Origin of the sequence: Pseudomonas nicosulfuronedens (assembly GCF_005877905.1) — a bacterium.
Taxonomy (GTDB): Bacteria; Pseudomonadota; Gammaproteobacteria; order Pseudomonadales; family Pseudomonadaceae; genus Pseudomonas; species Pseudomonas nicosulfuronedens.
In genome coordinates this window covers 1-2271 of sequence record NZ_SWDV01000096.1, presented here as the reverse complement: position 1 = coordinate 2271, position 2271 = coordinate 1, and the positions used below count along the sequence as shown (strand labels likewise).

The following is a 2271-nucleotide window of genomic DNA, read 5'->3' as shown; positions in this document are numbered from 1 at the left end:
CATCGACATGCCCGCACGAACAGGTATCAACAGACAGCAGTACGGTTTGATCGAGAAATCGGGAAACCCAAGCCTCGAGACCCTAGACAAGATTGCAGAAGGGCTTGAAGCCGAGATCATGCTGATACCGAAGGAACTGACTCGGCTGGTGGAAAACATCCTGAAGACAGGAGTGAGCTACCAGAATCACCAGCGCTACCCCATTCTGAAAAGCGAACTTGCCCCCGGCCCTACGCTTAACGAGGAACTTGGGGACAGCGATGACCCATGGGCGATTCTAGAGAAGTCGAAAGAGGAAACGTGATGGCGGGGGAAAAGGTTTCAGCTTTACGCCTGTCTCTACAGGACCAGCTTGTCGGTTACGTGGCTGGATTCGTGAACAATCGAAACGTGCTCTCCCTGGCTCCCGAATACATCGAGAACCAGGGCAGATACTCCCTAACCCTATCGTTGGCCACGCAACAGAAATTCGACACCCTCGCGAATAGGCTCTTCCCCAAAGCCCATCGCATGCAGCTCCACCCGCTTCTGAGCAACCTGCTCCCCGAAGGAGCACTACGAGAGCTGCTCGCGCAACGGCTGAAGATCGATCGGATGAATGAGTTTCCCCTCATGGTCCACTTGGGAGCAGATCTTCCCGGGGCGCTGGTTGCCGAACCCGTCCCGGCGGATGATGTGCCTGATTACGCCTTTGGTGACCATGGCCGGCTGGACAGAATCGCCGTTGATGCGGTCGATCGGATAGCTCATTTCTCACTGGCCGGCGTTCAGATGAAGTTCTCCATGCAGAGCCGCGATGGCAGATACATCATGGGGGACTCGAACCAGCCGGGAGACTGGATCATCAAGACTCCCTCGACCAGGCACCCAAACGTGCCAGCTAACGAATTCACCTGCATGAAGTTGGCCGGCTTGATCGGCGTGGAAATACCCGAGGTCCGATTAGTCGGTCTGGACCAGTTGGAGCAGCTTCCTGAAATCAATCTGCCGAACGAGACGATGGCCTACGGGATCCGACGCTTCGATCGTGCTGAGGGGCGCCGCATTCACGCGGAGGACTTCGCTCAGGTGACCTTCTCCTATGCAGCGAGAAAGTACGAACGAGAGAGCTACGAGAACATCGCCCGCCTTATCTACGAGAACGTCAGCGCGGGCCAGTTGGATGCGATCCAGATGGCTATCCGCCTTCTCGCAAACATCCTGCTTGGTAACGGTGATGCGCACAAAAAGAACTGGAGCGTCATCTATCACGATGGGATTACACCGGCCCTGTCTCCTGCCTACGACATCCTGTTCACCAGGGTCTACATGGGCGACGAGCAAGAGTTCGGTCTATCGATGGCTGGCACCAAGCGCTGGTACGACGTGACGATGGACCACTTCTTAGAGTGGGCGGACCGAGCAGGAATACCTAAATCGCCGATCCTCTATAACCTGCGCCAGGCAATGAACGCAGCGAGAACCCTTTGGCCACAGGCCCTAGAAGAGAGCCCTATGGCGGACACCCACAAGGAGGCCCTACGCGCTCACTGGAAGGCCCTTCAGCCTGATTTCCGGATCGAGGCGTAGCCACTCCGATAGCTGTCCGTTGGGAATCTCAAGATGTGGTCGAGAATGGGATGGAGCTAATGGCTACCCGCTCCCAGGTTCGGCGGGTATCCTGCCGCTCACCATGGAGTCCACGATTAAGGAGTTTTCCCGATGGTTCATCGCTTCGCGCTCGCCAGCGCTATGGCCGTCCTAGTTGGCTGCGCCGCCGCTCCCCAGCAACCTCCTCTGCCTGATCCGCAGACTGTGCCTCGCCAGCAATGGTCGGATGCATTGACCGTGTTCGACGCAATGGGGCTGAAGGGTCAGCGCGATGTCCCGAAAGAATTGGTTGGACAAGCTCAGGGGCAAGGTTCAGCCTCCAACGTGAGCGGTGGTGCCGGTGATCTAGTTGCCGGGCCGTCTGTAGGGGTTGGGCTGGGTATGTTTCTGTTAGGAGGTGGCGGCGCCCCGTCAGAGGGTCTACCCCAGATAGCCGCATGGGTACCAGAAAGCCTGGCATCATCTCCGGAACAGGCAAATCGCCTTGTAATTTAAAACTGGAACTCTGCAAGTTCCAAAGTTCTACATGGGAATACTCGAAACATCCCAGTTATAACAGCAAGGTATCCATATGGCTGGAACCCATCAGTTGCGTTCGCAAACACTAAAGATGGTCTATTAGATCAGCCTATACAGTTCGATGGACATGCAACAGCGCGCCCTAGCTTCCTAAAGTCACGA

Annotated in this window: 2 protein-coding genes; both read left to right on the top strand. The window is 56.3% G+C overall.

From position 1 onward, the window contains the following. A partial coding sequence (locus FAS41_RS30985) for a hypothetical protein (protein ID WP_171049598.1) occupies nucleotides 1-304 on the top strand: 304 nt, incomplete at its 5' end. Next, entirely contained in the window at nucleotides 304-1569 is a 1266-nt protein-coding gene (locus FAS41_RS30505) for a type II toxin-antitoxin system HipA family toxin (protein WP_138526993.1), read from the top strand. The genes FAS41_RS30985 and FAS41_RS30505, both read left to right, overlap by 1 nt. Nucleotides 1570-2271: the final 702 nt, after the last annotated feature.